Raw genomic sequence first — 18,240 nt, 5'->3', positions numbered from 1 at the left:
CGACGCACGTTCCTGTGTAGAAGTTGGAGAGTTGCTGCAACGCCTGCATCGTCCTACGGACGGGGTGAAGAATCACAGTGCCGCAGGAAACTGCATCCTGATAGAAAACAGTTCTACTCCACTTCTCCTTATTAACCTTCCTTTTAACGTTTAACTCCCCTCCTCGGAGGGGCAGGGGTGGGTTACTGTTTTCTAATAGTTCAAGTTTCCAAATTGGACCTTCCATGACCTACCCTTTGACACTTCCGTCTGGCGGCAGCCTCGAAAAATGATTTGAATCAAACTACTGCTTTGCGCAGAGGAAAGCCCTACAGTTCTAATGGAACTGGCATACACCTGATTAGCAAACCCCAAGCGAGTACCGTTTTGAGCTTGTTTTCTGAAAAAGGGCACAAAACTACATATTTCCTGGGTTCAACCGCATAACGCTGGTTGGCACCTGCTTGTTTTGGATAGGTTGATGCGCCTGTACCCGGGGCTTTTTCTCGGTGAGGTATTTCCAGTAGCGCTTGGGCATGTGCCGGAGGTGGAGTTTCTTATTTTTCCGTTCGGGGATGTTCACGTGGTCGAAGTAGGCCTGCCACAGCTGCTGGTACATGGGCTCCACGGAAGTCAGGATATCGGGGGACAGTTGCCCTTTCCGGAGGCCCAAGGGCGCTTCCTCTAGTGAGACAATGGTCACGCGCTCCAAATCATAGTAGGCGCCGTACTGCCGGTGCACATCATAGATGAGCCAGGTCTGGTCGGCGTACCGTTTCTCGAAATGCGGTACTACCAGCGGCAGCACGTTGAAATCTGGGCTGATGGGCGCCACAAACAAGCCATCCTGCGTGCGCTGAAACCGGATGAAGGCTTCCATGCGGTGTTTCTCGCGGTGCATCTGCTTGCCCACCACAGCCATTTTCTGCACCCATGGATTAGCGAAGTTTTCCTCTATTCCTTCCTTCCCGCTGGTGAAAACCAGGCGCACGAACTGGAAGAGGAGCATCTCAAACCCGGGCTGCTCCCAGAGGTAGGCTTTGTACACGTTCTCCCAGGCCGCTTTGGACAGCTTCTTGCCCAGGCCCTCCCACACACGTTTGGCTTTTTCTTCCTGGGTAGGCACAAAGTGGTGGGTAGCGAAAATGCCCGGCGGGGCCTCGCCTTCCCGGCCAATCTGGGTGGGCCATTCTTTGCGCTCATACGCTTCAAATACCACCGTCAGGAGGCCTTCAAAGGAACCGTCATAGGTATAGAAATGCATGGGCAACGGGTGATTTAAGAAGCGATGCGCACGGAGTTGCGGCGGCCGTTGTTTTCACGGCGCTGCTCAGACAACTGGCGCAGGTACGGCACCAGGGTGCTCAGTTTGCAACGGAACGAAACAGGGGCTACGGTTTGGCGGTTGGCTAAAGTTGGCATATTGGGTAGGTATCTATGAGGTTTTACAAATACAATTCTTTTTCTTCTATAGGGTGAAAGGCTGCGGATTCTTCGGCTTTTCAGCCCGCTTGCTGGAACAGATCCAGTTGGCTGCCCCATAGGTTGGCCCGGCTTCCCTTCTCCCCGAAAATGATTCTTCTCCGGATTGCTTCTTCGTCCCATTCTTTCGTCTCCAAACTGCGCCCTCCGCAGGTGATAAAATACTTGGCCCGTTTCAGCACCACGCCTATCTGGCGCAAGTGCTCCCACGTGAGGTGGGCAAAGCGGCGGGCGGCCACTATCTTCTTCGCTGATTTAATCCCGATGCCCGGCACCCGCAGGATCATCTCGTAGTCGGCGGTGTTGATCTCCAGCGGGAACACGTGCCGGTTGCGCAGGGCCCAGGCCAGTTTGGGATCAATCTGCAGGTCCAGCTGCGGGTTCTGTTCGTCCAGCAGTTCATTCACCCCGAAACCGTAGAGCCGCACGAGCCAATCGGCCTGGTAGAGTCTATTTTCCCGGATGATGGGCGGCGTACTGATGATGGGCAAGCGGCTATCGGTCACTACTGGCACGTAACCTGAGTAATACACCCGCTTGAGGTTGAAGTTCTGGTACAGACCATCGGCGAGGGTCAGGATCTGGCGGTCGCTCTCAGCAGTGGCGCCTACAATCAGCTGGGTGCTTTGCCCGGCGGGCGCGAAGGCCGGCGTAGACTTGAACAGCTTCTTCTCTTCTTTCACCAGCACCAGTTGGTCTTTGATGTGGCCCATGGGTGTGAGCACTTCTTTGAAGTTCTTCTCGGGGGCCAGAGACTGTAGGCTTTTCTCCGTAGGCAGCTCAATGTTCACGCTCAATCTATCGGCGTACAATCCGGCTTCTTTCACCAGCTCTTCGCTCGCGCCCGGAATGGTTTTCAGGTGGATGTAGCCGTTAAATTTGTGCTCCAGCCGCAGCTTTTTGGCTACGCGCACCAGCCGTTCCATGGTGTAGTCGGCGTTCTTGAAGATGCCGGAGCTCAGAAAAAGCCCTTCAATGTAGTTACGGCGGTAGAAATTGATGGTCAGGTCTACTACCTCCTGCACGGTGAAAGCGGCGCGTTTCACGTCATTGCTTTTGCGGGACACGCAGTAGGCGCAGTCAAAAATGCAGAAGTTGGTGAGCAGAATCTTTAGCAAAGAAACGCAGCGGCCATCCTCGGTATAGCTGTGGCAAATGCCCATGCCCTCGGCGTTTCCCAACCCTTTCCCTTCGTTCTTACGTTTACCGCCGCTGGAAGAGCAGGAAACGTCATATTTTGCAGAGTCTGCCAAAATACTTAGTTTTTCTAGAAGCGGAGTGTGCATGTGCTATGCGTTTTATGTTCTTGAATACGTTAGCAAGATACAGCACAAGCGACTAATAAACTAATATTTTTAGCCACAACTTATCAACAGGGGTGTTGATAAAGCTAATTACAATAGCATTTACCCCTCAATATTGTTCTGAGTAGAATTTGCCGTATTTTAGGGATGGAGTATTAGGTATGAAGACGGCCCCGAGATTTATGATGCATGCACGACTGCTACTGCTATTCACCATGGCAGGGTGGTTCCATTGCATTTGTGCTCATGCCCAGGTGACTCCGCCCACCACCTCGCCCAACCCGGCCCCTTTTCTGCAGGACACCACCAACAACAAGGAGTTCTTACAGTCGCTCAAGCGCCTCAGCCAGAAAAAGACGCTTTTTGGTCGCGCGGTCAAGGCGCTGGTGATCTTCAAACCCAGGAGAGTGGAAGGCCCCATTGAAAACACGCTGCTGCCGGTGACAAATGCGCAGCACAATTACAAGGTGGTCAGGAGCATCTACTTCAAACGCCTGGACGCCTTTGGCTATTCCATCAATGACACGCTGGCCATGCCAGACAACAGCCTGGAACGCCTGGGCAACGCGCTGCACATGCGCTCCAAAAGAAACCTGCTCCGCAACCAGATCCTGTTCAAGGAAGGTGATTTGCTGGAGCCGTTGGATTTGTCAGAGTCTGAGCGTTTGCTGCGTCAAACCGATTACCTCCTGGATGCCCGGGTGTTTGTGAACGACTCCACCTCCACCCGAGACAGCGTAGACATTGTGATTATCACCAAGGATGTGTTCAGCATCAGCGCCTCGGGCTCTGCGAGCACCTCAAGTACCAGGATAGGCTTGCGTGACCTCAATTTCATGGGCGTGGGCCACCAAATCAGGACCAATTACCGCATTGGGGTGTCTGAGCCGCAGCCCTGGCAGTTTCTGGGCAGCTACTTTATCCAGAACATCTCCCGCAGTTTCATCTCAGCAGAACTCATCTACCAGAACACCCATTATTATAAGCAGCAGAGTCTTAGCTTCCGGAGGGATTTCTATACCACCAACACCAGATACGCGGGTGGCGCCTCGGCGGGCTGGTACCAGACCCTGCAACCCGACTACTACCAGCAAGGCGAAGGAGAAGCCAACCCAGACCAGGTCATCGACCATGTTCCCTTACATTATAATGTACAGGACTTCTGGTTAGGACGCGCGTTCCGCCTGAAATCCTATGACTTGGCCCAGGACAATGCGGGCAGCTTTATTGCGGCAGGCCGGTTCATGAACATTTCCTACACGCAGGGCGGGGGCCCCACCATCCAGAGTGCCCGCCTGTATCTGACCGCTTTCGGGTACAGTTTCAGGAAATACTACATTGACCAGTACCTCTTCGGGTTTGGCCGGACCGAGGATATTCCGGCAGGCACCCTGCTGGCCCTTACCGCCGGGTATGAAGACGGCACCCTCAAGAACCGCCTGTACTTCGGGCTGAAAGGCGCTTTCGGGAAATACCAGCCCAATTTCGGTTACCTCTACGGCGGCATTGAGTACGGAAGCTACCGCTACCTGAACTCCTGGGAACAGGGCGTGCTGACGTCTGAGGCGCTGTACTTCACCCCGCTGTACCGCCTGAGAAACTGGCGCTGGCGACACTTCCTCTGGAACCGGAGTTCCCTGGGCATCCGCCGCCCAGATCTGTTTGCGTTGGACATTGACCAGGAGGATGGTATCCGGGGCTTTAGCTCAGGCGAAGTCAGGGGATACCGTAAGTTCGTGTTGAATTATGAGACCAACTTCTTCACCCCGCTCACACTGCTGGGGTTCCGGTTGGCGATCATCGGGTTTGCGGACTTTGCCTGGCTTACCAGCGTGGCAAACAAATCTCCGCTGAAGGAGAAGCCCTATACCGGCTTTGGCTTAGGACTACGGTTCCGGAACGAATTCCTCCCGATCAATACCATTCAGGTACTGCTGGGCTACTATCCGCGGCTGCCTCAGACCAGCTCCATTCAGGACTTCAAGCTCTTCCAGACCACGCGGCAGTACTATGATTTCAACGATCTGCGCTTTACCCAGCCCCTTATCTCTGAGTTCAGATAGGTTCCTGCGCCTTTTTCCGTTTTAAGCCTCCTTTTTCATTTGAAGGCTTAAAACATATCACTTTAAAAAGCTTATCTTGTTCTTACCAAAGAACCTGCATCTTTCTTTTGGAAGAGAGATGGTACTCGTGGTTGAAAATTCAAATGCGATAGGAAATTGAAGGCTTACCTCTACTTAACAAGAAGCATTTGCCTGGGCCTTCTGCTGCTATGGTCTTTCATGGCGGCTGCCCAAACCACCTCCAACAAGGGCCGGGACTTTTGGATAGGCTACATGGCACACATCCAGAACGAGTCAGGCCCCAACCCACCGCAGGGGATCTCCAGCATGAATCTGTACGTCACCTCAGACGTAACTACCACGGTTCAGGTCAGCGTAGGCCAGGGCGCCCCTTCCACCCACCAGGTGACCGCCAACTCCGTCACTGTCATTCCGGTAACCCCCGCAGTAGCGTACGTAGGCAGCAGTGAGGTCATCGAACAGAAAGCCATCCATGTGACGGCCCAGGCACCGGTGGTCGTCTATTCCCATATCTATCATTTGAATAAGTCTGGGGCAACCCTGGTGCTGCCCACCAATACGCTGGGCCGCTCGTATTACGCCGTCAGCTACACCCAAAGTCAGTTGCAGGGGACTCAGGCAACCTCCCAACTGATGGTGGTTGCCTTAGAGGACAACACCACCATTGAAATAACGCCCACGGCCGCTACGCTGGGCGGGCAGCCGGCCGGAAGAACGTTTTCGCCCTCCCGGCCCCTGATGAAAGGCGAAGTATATCAGGTGCGCGCTTTACAGGATTTAACGGGCACCAAGATTGAGTCTGTGGAGTCAGGCATTGGCAGCTGCAAGAAAATTGCGGTCTTCTCGGGGAGTTCGTACACGGCCGTTCCCGAACCGTACACGTGCCCAGTTCCATTAAGCGGCGACAATTTGTACCAGCAGTTGTACCCGGTGAGCGCCTGGGGCAAAAACTTCATCACCGCCCCTTTTAAAAGCCGCAAATCCGGCGAAATCTACCGGGTGCTGGCTTCCAAAGACAACACCGTCATTACCGTGAATGGCCGCTCGGTCACCAAAAACACGGGTCAGTACCATGAATTTGAGAACAGCGCGCCCAACTACATCACCGCCTCGGAGCCGGTGCAGGTCACGCAATACACGAAGTCTCAACGGTGCGATGAAGTCCCCAGTGACCCTGACATGGTGCTGATCAATCCAGTGGAGCAAACCCTTAAAAGCATCACCCTGTACTCCTCCCCGCGATTTCAGATTTCCAGCCATTTTATTAATGTGACCATGAAAACCGCTGATATTGGAACCTTCCGGTTAGATGGGCAGCCGGTTTCGTTCACTCCCGTCCCGGCAAACCCCACTTACTCCTACGCGCAGAACACCGTTTCCTCCGGTAACCACACACTTACCGCCGACAGCGGCTTCAACGCCCTGGCCTACGGATTGGGGAACTATGAGTCGTACGCCTACTCAGCGGGGGCAAACGTGACCAACCTGAACCAGAACATCACCGTGGCTTCTGACAGTATTTGCGAGGGACGCACCATTCGGTTCAAAGGGTTTGCCATTTACGAGCCGTTGGCCTGGAAATGGTATTTTGACGATGGCAGCACGTCTACGGAACAGAACCCCTCACATCTTTTCCCCAAGACGGGGCGGTACAACGTCTCTCTGGTCACCACTAAGTCAAACGGAAATGACTGTGATTCTCAGGATTCTACTTCTATTGAGGTAGAGGTTCACCCCAACCCTGAGGCCGGTTTCTCCTATGAAGTTCCCTGCGCAAACGACAGTACCCGGTTCAGAGACGAAAGCAAAATAACCACGGGCCAGAGTATCACCGAGTGGCGATGGGATTTTGGAGACGGCGGCACCTCCCGGAAACAAAATCCGGCGCATCGGTTTAAAAGCCCCGGCACCTATACCGTTCACCTCACCGTTACCAGCAAGAACAAGTGTGTGGCAGAAATTACCCGGCAAGTCACCATTATTGCGCCACCCATTGCCAGGTTCAGCGCCCCGGAAACCTGTGACAAAGCAGCCTTGGCGTTTCAGGACCAGTCCACGATGGCGCAAGGGAAACTGATCCAATGGGAATGGGATTTCGGTGACGGCACGCCCCGCAGTGCGGCACAAAACCCGCAGCACACCTATGCGCAGCCAGGCACCTACACCGTAAAATTGAAGGTCACCGCCGAGCAGGGTTGCCAGGACTCTACCCAGCAACGGGTGATCATCAACCCCAAACCGGTGGCCGCCTTTACCTTACCGGACCTGTGCGTACGCGACGAAGCCGCTTTCCAGAACCAGTCTACTCTTGCCTCGGGCACCATGACCTACCGCTGGGACTTTGGGGACGGTAGTACGTCTACTGCCCAGGCACCCCGGCACCGGTACACCAGAGAAGGGGAATACACCGTGAAATTGGTGGTGACCTCGGGCAAAGGGTGCCAGGACAGTATCTCGCACACCTACATTGTCAGCGGGGCGGTACCGGTTCCTGACTTCACCTCGTCGTCGTTCTGCCAGGAGCAGGGAGTCCAGTTTCAGGATGCCAGCAGCATTGCCTTCGGGAAGATCATCCGGCGGCGCTGGGATTTTGGCGACGGCACTTCCTCTGAGGAGACAGACCCCATGCACCTGTACACTGCCCCCGGCACCTATCAGGTCAAGCTGAGCGTATGGTCCGGCATTGTCTGCACCGAGTCGGTCACCAAAACGGTAGTGGTGCTGCCCAACCCCGCGGCAAGTTTCACCACGGCCAACGTCTGCGAAGGCACGGCGGTTAGCTTCACCAACACCACCCAGGCCCGCGGCAGTGGCGCGCTCACCTACACCTGGACGTTTGGCGACAACACCACCTCCACGCAGGTGAACCCCACCCACCAATATGCCGCTCCCGGCACGTACACGGTTTCTCTGGCCGTGAAAGCCGCGAATGGCTGCGAGCAGACGTTTGCCAGCACCGTTACCGTGTACCCTACTCCAAAGCCTGATTTCTCTCCTACCATAGGCTGCACGAGGGACGCAGTCTCCTTTCAGGACATGAGCAGCCTGGCCGGTGGGCAACTCACTTCGTGGGCCTGGGACTTTGGAGATGGCACGACCGCCGCCACACAGCATCCTACCCATCACTACCCGCGGGAAGGCGCTTACACAGTGAGCTTAACCGTTACCACTGACCGGGGCTGCGCGCAAACCATCCGGAAAACTATTACCATCTCTCCTGCGCCCCTGGCGCAAGCAGGGCCTGATCAACTCATCTGCGGCGGGGTGACCGCTACCCTGGTGGCCAATACACCGGCCCCGGCCACTGGCCAATGGAGCATTGTGCAGGGCACCGGCGGAAGTTTCAGCAATCCGGCCAGTCCTACCGCTGTTTTCTCGGGCACCATGGGCGGCACTTATGTGTTGCGCTGGACGGTGAGCAACAGCCCCTGCGCCAATGCCACCGACGAGGTAGAGATTCAACTGCGGCCTACCCCCCAAGTAAATGCCGGCAGGGACATTCTGCTAGTGGAAGGCGAAAGCGTGGTGTTACAAGGCCAAGGCCAGGGCAGCCTCACCTGGTCCCCCGCCTCGGGCTTGAGCAGTTTAACGGTGGAGAACCCCACGGCCTCGCCTAGTGTGACCACCAAATACTACCTGAGCAGCGTCTCAGACGCGGGGTGCCCCAACGTGGACAGCATGACCGTGACGGTTATCAAGCGCCTGAACATTCCTACGGCGTTCTCGCCCAACGGCGACGGCTCCAATGACACCTGGGTGCTGGAAGGCATTCAGGATTACCCGCACATCAGCATTGAGATTTATAACCGATGGGGCCAGCAGGTCTACTCCAGCCGGGGCTACCCCGCGCCCTGGGATGGGAAACGAAACGGCAGCGATTTGCCCATTGGCGCTTATTACTACATCATTGACCCCAGCAATGGTCGGCCGAAGATGACGGGGCCCCTCACCATTTTGCGCTAAGCCAAGAGCCTATGAGAAAGAACAGCTACCTCCTGCTTTTCCTGCTCTGTCTCCCGCTGTTGGGGCTGGCGCAGCAAGTGCCGCACTACAGTCAGTACATGCTCAACCCGCTGCTCCTGAACCCGGCCGTGAGCGGCACCGATAATTACCTAGACGTGCGGGCCGGGTACCGGAACCAATGGTCTGGCTTGCAGGGTGCGCCCACCTCGTATTACCTGAGTGCCCACATGCCGCTCTCCCGCATGGATTACCTGAGTCCGCCCACCACGTTTGGGCCCCGGAACGCGGTCAAGGGCAAGTACAAAAACCAATGGCGGCCCGGGTTCCGCAATAACGCCCAGAAAACGCGGCCGCACCACGGCGTGGGGCTCCTGGTGCAGGCCGACAAAGCCGCGGGCCTCAAACGCACCGAGGTCCAGTTCCTGTACGCCTACCATCAGCCTCTTACCGCCTCACTTAAACTGGCGGCGGGGGTGGCCGTCGGCATGACCCAGTTTGGCCTCAACCGCGAACAGCTCACCTTCGCCAGTTCCGGAGACCCGGTGCTCAACGCCGATGAATACAACCGGCTCCTGCCCAACATTGGGGTGGGCGTGCTGCTCTACAGCCCGAGGTTCTTTCTGGGTGCTTCGGTGGCGCAGGTATTGCCTACGCCCTTCAGTTTCCGGGAAACCCGCTCTACGATACCGGCCAAACAACAGCGGCACTTCTTCGGGCACGGCGGCTATCGGATTGGCCTTAACCGTTATTTGAGCGTGATGCCGTCGGTGGTGGTGAAATACGCCTCGCCCAGTCCGCTTTCGGTGGACCTGAACACCAAGGTGTACTGGCGTGATCAGTTCTGGGTAGGCGGCTCGTATCGGTTGCACGATGCGGCGGTGCTCATGGCCGGGTTTCAGTACAAGCAGAAATTCCACTTAGGGTACGCCTACGATCTCACCACCTCGGGCCTCAACCAGGTGAGCTACGGCTCGCACGAACTGGTGCTGGGGCTCATGTTGCGCAATCGCCGGAGCATTTACTCTCCGTCGCAGTACTGGTAGTTCCGTTTTGGGGCTGTTTTCAGGAAATCAGGCTTGAAACGGAAAACAAGGAGCCTCTTCACTTGCATGTACGGCAATTTCATGAAACACAACATTCCACAGGTGGTTGGATACTTTTTGCGGGTATATTTACGACCAGGTGGCATCCGGTGACACGGGCATTTTCTTTCATTTGCGATATCATCTTTCTTCACTGGAGAAGCATCCCAATTTCTATAACTGGGGATGTTTCCAAGATTCAGCTTACCACCGCCGTGGTGGCGATCTTTGTTCTTCTGTTAACTTCGTGAATAGCAAACTATGGGCATTAAACATTTCCTGCTTTGGCTCCCTATGATAGTACTTGCATTTGCCAATGCAACGCTGAGGGAATTGGTGCTTATAAAACAGTTTAGTGACTTACGGGCGCACCAGTTGTCAACCCTCACCCTAATTATTCTTTGCGCGCTCTATGTAGGGTTTGTATATTCAAAATTGGACATCCAGAGTACCAGACAAAGCTTTCTCATAGGTTTTGTCTGGGTGGTATTGACAGTGGCGTTTGAGTTTTCTTTAGGACGCTTTACGAATAAATCTTGGGCCTTTCTTTTCCAGGATTATAACTTGGTGGCCGGACGCATCTGGGTGGTTTTTCTGGTTTGCCTTTTCCTGTTGCCATACGTGTTCTATGTTCTGCGCAGCAGGTAGCGGCCCCCTATAAAGATATCTGTTTTGAGCCTGTTTTCCGGAAAAGAGGCCCGAAACGATTTCCGCGCACAAACTTTGCCTCACCGTGGATAGGTGCCGGATAGAATCAATATATTTGTTGCCTATTCTTAAAAACACGACGTCCCATGTTACACCTAGGCGATTACAACTATCTGGAAATTCTGCGCGATGTGGAACACGGGCTTTACCTGGGTTCTGATGACGGCGATGTGTTGCTGCCCCGCAAATATGTTCCGGCCGAGGCCCGCATCGGGGACATGATCTCCGTGTTTGTGTACCGCGACTCAGAGGACCGGCTCATTGCCACCACGCTGGAGCCCAAAGCCAAAGTAGACCAGTTCGCCTGCCTGCAGGTACGGGACGTGAACAATTTCGGGGCGTTTATGGAATGGGGACTGGAAAAGGATCTGTTTGTGCCGTTCAAAAACCAGCACGATGCACTCTACGTGGGCCAGTGGGCCCTGGTGTACGTGTACCTGGACGAAAACTCGGACCGGCTGGTGGGTTCCACCAAACTGGGACCTTTCCTGAACTATGATACCATCACCCTGGAAGAAGGCGACGAAGTGCAGTTGCTGATTGGCCCGGAGAAAGCGCTGGGTTTCCAGGTCATCGTGAACAACAAGTACCTGGGCATGCTGTACCGCAACGAGGTGTTCCGCAGCCTGGAGCCCGGCGAGTACACCCAGGGCTACCTCAAGAAAGTACGGGAAGACAACAAACTGGACGTAAGCTTGCAGAAACAGGGCTATGACGAGGTGCTGGAAGCCTCTGAAACCATCCTGGCGCGGCTGCGCGCCGAGCAGGGCCACTTGCCGCTCACGGATAAAAGCACCCCTGAGCTGATCTACCAGACGCTGGGTATGAGCAAAAAAACGTTCAAAAAAGCCATCGGGGCCTTATATAAACGAGGAGAGGTGCAACTGTTGCCGGAGGGCATTAGTCTTTTGGATAAGTCTTAATCTGACGGCCCACTCCTTGTCTCCAATTGCTCTATGAAATACGTCTGTCTGCTGTTGCTTTGCCTTTGCAGTACCTTCTTCACCCATGCCCAAACCCCTAAAGTAACAAAGCAGATCACCGCAGGCCGCACCGCCACCCCACCCAAACTGGACGGCCTCCCCGACGAGGACATCTGGCAGCAGGTAACGCCCGCTACCGGTTTCACCCAGATGAACCCGGCCAACGGCTCGCCGGCCAAACAACGCACCGAGGTGCGGGTGCTCTATGACGATGAGGCCGTGTACGTGGGGGCCATTCTCTTTGACACCGCCCCAGACTCCATCCTGTCCCAGCTAAGCCAACGCGACGGCGGCCAGGTAAACGCCGATATGTTTGGGGTCTACTTTGACACGTACCAGGACAAGCAGAACGCCTTCGGGTTTGAGGTTTCCACGGCCGGGGTCCAGACCGATTTCAAGGCCACCAGCAACGGGAACGAGACCACTTGGGACGCCGTGTGGCAAAGTGCCGTGGCGCGCCATCCGCAGGGCTGGAGCGTGGAGCTCCGGATTCCGTACTCCGCCATCCGGTTCCCTAAAAAAGACGTGCAGACCTGGGGCATCAACTTCTGGCGCTCTACCCGCCGCTACCGCGAGGAAGCCTTCTGGAATTTCGTGGACAGCTCCATCCAGGGTTGGGTGAACCAGTTTGGCGAGGTGCACGGCATCACCGGCCTCAAAGCCCCCCTGCGGCTGTCGCTCATGCCTTATCTTTCCGGCTACGCCGATCATTTTCCGCAGGACCAGCCCGGCAAGAAAGACCTCAAGACCACCGTCAACGGCGGCATGGACATCAAGTACGGCATCAACGACGCGTTCACCCTGGACATGACTTTGGTGCCGGATTTCGGGCAGACCCAGTCAGACGCGCAGGTGCTCAACCTCTCGCCGTTTGAGGTGCGTTTTGACGAAAACCGGCAATTTTTCACCGAGGGCACCGAGCTCTTCAACAAGGCGGGCCTCTTTTACTCCCGCCGCATCGGGGCGCAGCCCATGAACTTCAACAACCTTTCTTATGACGAATCCCGGCACGGGGAGAAGGCCGAGATTCTGGAAAACCCCGCCAAAACGAGTCTGGTCAACGCCTCCAAACTCTCCGGGAGAACGAACAAAGGCCTGGGCATCGGGATTTTCAACGCCGTGACCCGCAACACCTACGCCACTTTGAAAAGCGGTTTAACCGATGAGGAGTTCAAGGTCCTGACTGATCCGGTGACCAATTACAACGTGCTGGTGCTGGACCAAAGTTTGCCCAACAGCTCGTTTGTGACGTTCACCAACACCAACGTGACCCGCGGGGCCGGTTTCCACAACGCCAACGTGACGGGGTTCATGACCAAGCTCACCAATAAGAAGAACTCCTACACCCTGAACCTGAGCGGCAACCTGAGCCAGCGCTACAACAAAGGCGAACTCCCCCAAGGCACCGAGGCCGTGGAGCTGGGTCACGCTTACTCGGCCAGTTTTGGGAAGACCAGCGGCAGTTTCCAGTTCAACGCCCGGCACACCGTGGAGAACCACACCTATGACATTAACGACCTGGGCTATCTGGACAACAACAACTCCCGCGAAACGCATGCCTACGTGGCCTACAACTTCTATAAGCCCTTCTGGAAACTGAACAACGCCTACAACGCGCTGGGCGTGCAGCACCGCATGCTCTACAAACCGTCTGCGTTCACTCAATTGGCCTATTTCCTGGAAACCAACGCCACCACCAAGAACTTCCTGTCCTTTGGGTACACCCTGGTCTGGCTGCCCAAAGACGGCTACGACTACTTTGAGCCCCGCTCCTACAACCAGGACGGTGTTCCTGACCAGAAATGGCGCAAACCGGCCGGTTGGGAAGTGAACTCCTACATCTCCAGTGACTACCGGAAGAAACTGGCCGTGGACCTGGAATTCGGGTTCTACTGGTCCCCGGAGTACCGCCAGCTGGACAAATGGATCGGGCTGAGTCCGCGCGTACGCGTGAATGACCACCTGCAACTGGTGTACAACATCCGCTACAATCACGCCCCGCGCGACTTTGGCTTTGCCGGCAATGATTCTCTTTATGAGGCACGAAAAATAGCCCAGCCAGACAGCATCTTCTTCGGTCGCCGGAAGGTACAGACCGTCAACAACATCGTCACGGGCACCTACATTTTCAACGCCCGCACCGCCCTGAACCTGAACATGCGCCATTACTGGTCCAACGCCACGTTTGACCGCTACTTTCTGCTGCAGGAAGACGGCAACGGCACGCCGCTGGAATACAAACCCGCCTCGCCGTCTGCCAATGCGCGCAATTTCAACGCCTTCAACATAGACCTGGTGTATAGCTGGCGGTTCGCGCCGGGCAGCGAGGTGAGCGTGGTCTGGAAAAACGCCATTTATGACAGCGCCGTGCCCGAGCGCGCCAGTTATTTCCTGAATCTGGGCAACACCATGCAGGCCAAACAATTGAATAGCTTCTCCGTTAAGGTATTATATTACCTGGACTACCAGGTTCTTAGACGCGCCCTTAAAACAAGATCCTAGATATGGTTTCCGCCAAAGCAGCTCTTATTGCCGGTGCCAGCGGGCTGGTAGGCAATTACTGTCTACACCTCCTGCTCCAAAGCCCCCGTTACAATAAAGTGATCTCGGTGGGGCGCAAGAAGCTGGACATCCACCACCCCAAGCTGCAGCAGATCATCGTGGATTTTGACAACCTGGAGCAGCACCGCCACAGCCTCATCGCCGATGACGTTTATTGCTGTTTAGGCACTACTATCAAGAAGGCAGGCTCAAAAGAGAAATTCCGGCAGGTAGACTACACTTACGTGCTGAACCTGGCCAAACTCACGTCCACCCATTTCGCCACGCAGTTTCTGGTGGTGTCGGCGCTGGGCGCCGATGCCCACTCCCGCATTTTCTACAACCAGGTGAAAGGCGAGATGGAGGAAGCCGTCAAAAAACTTCCGTTTACCGCCGTACACATTTTCCAGCCTTCGCTGCTGTTGGGCGAGCGGGAGGAGGTGCGTTTCGGGGAGAAAGCTGCCGAGGTCTTCATGAAAGGCGCCGGTTTCCTGTTCAACGGTCCGCTGCGCAAATACAAAGCCATCCACGCCCAGACCGTGGCCAAAGCCATGCTGGAAGCCGCCAAGCAAGACGGCGGCGGTGTGCTGGTGCACCCTTCTGAGCAGATGCAGCAATACGCTTAATGATTGTTGGTTGCTGATTGTTTTTAAGCCGATTTTCGGAAAACGCCTCTAAAACACGATAGACGTAACACCTTGCGTCTGACCCGGCCCGTCGCATATTCCGGCTCTTTTGCCTGCGTGCGTGAACCGCCACAACTTGCGCCGCTACCATTCTGTTTTAAGGCCGTTTTAGGTAAAAGGGCCCTGAAACGGAAAACGGTTTGGGGTTAACCTCTTGCTATCATCCGCGTACAGCCTGCAAACGAAACAGACACCATGGACTCGGCCCAGCACCAGATCAACCACCATTTCCCCCGCAGTACCCAGTATGACCCCACATGGGTGCGCGAGCATTCTATGGGCGAGAACGTGCTGTTCAACCTGGAGAGCATCACTTCGCTCCTGCCCCTGAAGAAAGGGATGCGCGTGCTGGATTTAGGTTGCGGCAAAGCGGCCAGCTCCATCTTTCTGGCGAAGGAATACGGCGTGCAGGTGTGGGCCGTAGACGAAGCCATCTCGGCCTCGGCCAACTACAACCGGGTGCAGGAAGAGAACCTGGAGAACCAGGTGTTCCCGCTCCAGCTGGATGCCCGCAATCTGCCCTTCCCCGAGGAGTTTTTTGACGTGGTGCTGGTCATCGACTCGTACACCTATTTTGGCACCGATGACAAGTACCTGCCCTACATCTGCCGCTTCCTGAAACCCGAGGGCTACATTGGTATTGTGGACGTCTGCTTCAAAGACGAGATTGAGACCATTGACCAGGTGCCCGAATTTCTGCAGGAGGATTTTCAGGCGTACTGGTACTACATCCACTCGGTAGCCTGGTGGCGGAAACTGTGGGAAAAGACCGGCCTGGTGCAGATCACCACCGCTGAACTGCTGCCCGCCGCCGACCTGATTAGGGAGCAGTACGTACGCGATTTTGAGGAACACGGCCAGAAAAAAGACCCTTTTGCGCGGGGTTTAAAAAAAGACAAAGACCACCAGATCAGCTTTTTCAGGCTCGTGGGCCAGCGTACCTCGCGGGGGGCGTACCTGCAGTCTTACAAAAAAGCGTAACTTTGCGCCTCGGTTTTACGGATGGGGCTATTGCTTTCCGTTCGCTGTTTTTATCAACAGGTAAAATAATACCGGGTTCTGCGCAGTTTTATAGGGGCAAGTGACACGCTTCTTTCTTTTGCAAAGAATCTTTTTTCTATGAGAAACAAACATCTTATTTTTGGGCTGGGAATCTTATTGCTTTCCGTGTTCCACCTGAACAGTGCCCAGGCCCAGACGGGCGGCATAGGGCTGCGGGTGGGCGGCCAGACCGGGGGCATCTCCGGGAAATATTTCTTCCGGGACGCCATCGCGTTTGAAGGTATTCTGGGAACAGGCTGGGGCCGACGGGGCTTTCAGCTAACCGGTTTGATTGAGTTCCATGCCCCGGCCCTGAATGTGGAGGGGCTGCAGTGGTTTTATGGCGGCGGGGCGCACGTGGGCGTCTTCAGGGGCCGGTACTACCACAAGCCGTCAAACAAACATTATGTAGAATCATATAACAGAACCCTCACCACAGTGGGGATAGATGGAATTGTAGGTTTGGAATATCAGATTACGGAGATTCCGATATCAGTGGGCCTTGATTTTAAGCCATTTTTCGAGACCAACCGAGACGGACTTTTCTTGTATGGAGACGGAGCTCTGACCGTGCGCTATACCTTCTAATGCTTCCCCGAACCTACTAGAAGAGCCTGCCTTGTGCAGGCTTTTTCTTTTTAGCAGGATGGCGTTTCCGGCCTGTTTTCAGGAAAGAAGGCCTAAAACGCAGGCTTGCCGCAGCCTTGCCCATGGCTTGCTAAAACCCGGCTCCAGCACCACGAAGCTTCTCGCCGAAAAGCATCCGCTGAGGCTCCTCTTGCAGGGGCGGCAGATTATTTATCCGTAAAAAAACGGATTTCAGGGTACTTTTATTGTGTTTTATACGTTAGCAGAAAACATCCCTTTAAATAAGGGGTTTAGAGCTTCTTTCTTATTTGCGCCAACGCTCTCCGCGCAGGTCCCGCTGATTCTCACCTCTCGCGGTTCCCTTCTTTTTACAGTATTTCCATGTCATCGAAATTAAAATTCACCAATACGCATAAATCCACATTTTATGCCACCGCCCGCCTGCGCGTAGACGCTTACCTCAAGGGAAAAGGCGGCGAAAAACACGCCACGCCGGCCATGTGGCGCAAAACCGCTTTTTTCCTCCTTGGGGCACTGGCCCTGTACGGCCTGATCCTCTCCAATGCGTTTGGGGTTTGGACTATGTTCGGGCTGGCGTTGCTGCTGGGCGTTTTCAGTGCTTTTATCGGGTTTAACGTGTGCCACGATGCCATTCACGGGGCGCTGTCCTCCAACAGCAAAGTGAACAAGGTATTCAGCTTTGTCTTTAACCTGATTGGAGCCAGCCCCTACGTCTGGAACCTGACGCACAACGTGGTACACCACACCTATACCAACATTCCCGGCCACGATGAGGATATTGAGGTGGCGCCAGGCCTCATCAGGGTAGACCCCAATGAGAAGGTGAACAAAGTGCAGCGGTTCCAGCACATTTACGCCTTCGGGCTGTACAGCCTCTCGTCCCTCTCCTGGGTGCTCCGGAAAGATTACATCAAATTCTTCCAGAAACAGATTGGGGAGCAGGACACGGCCAATCACCCTAAAAAAGAATATTACAAGCTTTTCTTGTACAAAGCCATTTACTACGTCTTGTTTATTGTGTTGCCGCTGGTGGTATTGGACATTACCTGGTGGCAGTTTATCATCGGTTTCCTGGGGCTGCACTTAGCCGAGGGGCTGGTCATGGGGCTGGTATTCCAGCTGGCCCACGTAGTGGAAGGAACTGATTTTCCGGAGCCCAACGCTCAGGGGAACATGGAAGAGGCCTGGGCCGATCACCAGATGCGCACCACAGCCAACTTTGCGACCAAAAATAAACTGGCGGGCTTCTTTCTGGGCGGCCTGAACCAACAGATTGAGCACCACCTGTTCCCAAAAGTCTGCCACATCCATTATCCCGGTATTTCGGAAATCGTGAAGAAAACCGCCTTTGAGTTTGGCCTGCCTTACATTGAAAGCCCCACCTTCTCTAAAGCCTTGGGTTCGCACTACCGCATGTTAAAGAAACTGGGCTGGCATGCTTACCGGGAGCAGCAACTCGCTTACGAAGTGGAAAGCCCTACCGAAAAGAACCTGGCGCTCAGCTAGCATTCCCTATAAAGAGGATGAACCCGGACTCTTGGCAGATTTTGCTGAAGGTCCGGGTTCTTTTTTTAATGCCTCGGCACCAACGTTGCCCCTGCGTTCCTGTGCATACCTGAGCATCGGCTTTGCTGCTTTACCTGCCGTGCCCATCTTTCCCCTTTCTTTCCACCTGAGACACGCAGGAAAACGTTTAAAAACTTGACTAAATACCGCAAGCGGAAGAAGCCTAAATGCAATTATCGTTCTTGTTCGCAAGGAAAACTCCGGTGTCATCC

The 18,240-nt window shown here is 54.9% G+C and carries 12 protein-coding genes; 9 read left to right on the top strand and 3 right to left on the bottom strand.

The window, feature by feature from the left end:
• Positions 1-397: 397 nt before the first annotated feature.
• The 3 genes from H7U12_RS04505 to H7U12_RS04495 all read right to left on the bottom strand — a co-directional run bounded on the left by H7U12_RS04505 (position 398) and on the right by H7U12_RS04495 (position 2,747).
• Positions 398-1,243, bottom strand: a complete 846-nt coding sequence (locus H7U12_RS04505) for a TIGR03915 family putative DNA repair protein (RefSeq protein WP_186633574.1) — start codon at positions 1,241-1,243, stop codon at positions 398-400.
• A 14-nt stretch (positions 1,244-1,257) separates the two neighbouring features.
• Positions 1,258-1,401: a hypothetical protein gene (locus H7U12_RS04500; protein ID WP_186633571.1), complete on the bottom strand. Its 144-nt coding sequence runs from the start codon at positions 1,399-1,401 to the stop codon at positions 1,258-1,260.
• Between the two features lie 80 nt (positions 1,402-1,481).
• The gene (locus H7U12_RS04495) at positions 1,482-2,747 is read right to left on the bottom strand and encodes a putative DNA modification/repair radical SAM protein (protein ID WP_186633568.1); all 1,266 of its coding nucleotides are present in this window, start codon (positions 2,745-2,747) and stop codon (positions 1,482-1,484) included.
• Positions 2,748-2,947: 200 nt separating this feature from the next.
• Here H7U12_RS04495 and H7U12_RS04490 point away from each other — a divergent pair, with 200 nt between their 5' ends.
• The 9 genes from H7U12_RS04490 to H7U12_RS04450 all read left to right on the top strand — a co-directional run bounded on the left by H7U12_RS04490 (position 2,948) and on the right by H7U12_RS04450 (position 17,968).
• Positions 2,948-4,828 (top strand): BamA/TamA family outer membrane protein, encoded by a 1,881-nt coding sequence (locus H7U12_RS04490; RefSeq protein WP_186633564.1) that lies wholly within the window; start codon positions 2,948-2,950, stop codon positions 4,826-4,828.
• 273 nt (positions 4,829-5,101) lie between these two features.
• Positions 5,102-8,812, top strand: coding sequence for a PKD domain-containing protein (locus H7U12_RS04485; RefSeq protein ID WP_186633561.1), 3,711 nt, complete (start codon positions 5,102-5,104; stop codon positions 8,810-8,812).
• Positions 8,813-8,823: 11 nt separating this feature from the next.
• Positions 8,824-9,855 (top strand): PorP/SprF family type IX secretion system membrane protein, encoded by a 1,032-nt coding sequence (locus H7U12_RS04480; RefSeq protein ID WP_186633558.1) that lies wholly within the window; start codon positions 8,824-8,826, stop codon positions 9,853-9,855.
• Positions 9,856-10,688: 833 nt separating this feature from the next.
• Positions 10,689-11,525, top strand: a complete 837-nt coding sequence (locus H7U12_RS04475) for a CvfB family protein (RefSeq protein WP_186633555.1) — start codon at positions 10,689-10,691, stop codon at positions 11,523-11,525.
• Positions 11,526-11,558: 33 nt separating this feature from the next.
• Positions 11,559-14,087 (top strand): DUF5916 domain-containing protein, encoded by a 2,529-nt coding sequence (locus tag H7U12_RS04470; protein ID WP_186633552.1) that lies wholly within the window; start codon positions 11,559-11,561, stop codon positions 14,085-14,087.
• Between the two features lie 2 nt (positions 14,088-14,089).
• On the top strand, positions 14,090-14,752 hold the full coding sequence (locus H7U12_RS04465; protein ID WP_186633549.1) for an oxidoreductase: 663 nt from the start codon (positions 14,090-14,092) through the stop codon (positions 14,750-14,752).
• A gap of 255 nt (positions 14,753-15,007) precedes the next feature.
• On the top strand, positions 15,008-15,793 hold the full coding sequence (locus H7U12_RS04460) for an SAM-dependent methyltransferase (protein ID WP_186633546.1): 786 nt from the start codon (positions 15,008-15,010) through the stop codon (positions 15,791-15,793).
• Positions 15,794-15,931: 138 nt separating this feature from the next.
• Positions 15,932-16,441, top strand: a complete 510-nt coding sequence (locus tag H7U12_RS04455) for a hypothetical protein (RefSeq protein WP_186633543.1) — start codon at positions 15,932-15,934, stop codon at positions 16,439-16,441.
• A gap of 381 nt (positions 16,442-16,822) precedes the next feature.
• The gene (locus tag H7U12_RS04450; RefSeq protein ID WP_186633540.1) at positions 16,823-17,968 is read left to right on the top strand and encodes a fatty acid desaturase family protein; all 1,146 of its coding nucleotides are present in this window, start codon (positions 16,823-16,825) and stop codon (positions 17,966-17,968) included.
• Positions 17,969-18,240 lie beyond the last annotated feature (272 nt).

Origin of the sequence: Rufibacter sediminis, assembly GCF_014269285.1 — a bacterium.
Taxonomy (GTDB): Bacteria; Bacteroidota; Bacteroidia; order Cytophagales; family Hymenobacteraceae; genus Nibribacter; species Nibribacter sediminis.
Note: the sequence above shows the minus strand (reverse complement) of the source record. Positions and strands in the feature narration are given on the sequence as shown.